Origin of the sequence: Halalkalibacter flavus, from assembly GCF_036663575.1 — a bacterium.
Lineage (GTDB): Bacteria > Bacillota > Bacilli > Bacillales > Bacillaceae_D > Halalkalibacter > Halalkalibacter flavus.
In genome coordinates this window covers 1-241 of the sequence record NZ_JAWRVK010000389.1, presented here as the reverse complement: position 1 = coordinate 241, position 241 = coordinate 1, and the positions used below count along the sequence as shown (strand labels likewise).

The 241-nt window shown below is 54.4% G+C and carries 1 protein-coding gene; it reads right to left on the bottom strand.

The window, feature by feature from the left end; genetic code table 11:
• Positions 1–241: macro domain-containing protein (locus tag SAY88_RS25555; RefSeq protein WP_332635240.1), on the bottom strand; the 241-nt coding region annotated here is incomplete at both ends.

Genomic DNA, 241 nt, shown 5'->3' with positions numbered 1-241 from the left:
CGGATGGCAATTTTAGCTGCCCGGTCAAGGGGAAAGGAGTAGACACCCGTACTAATTGATGGAAAGGCCACGGTACGGCAGCCATTTTGGTCGGCCAACTCCAGGCTATTGCGGTAAGAGTTCGCTAGCAACTGGTCCTCACCGTATTGACCACCGTGCCAAACCGGTCCTGGCGTGTGGATGATGTACTTAGCTGGCAAATTAAAGCCACTGGTAATGCGGGCTTCACCAGTTGGGCAGC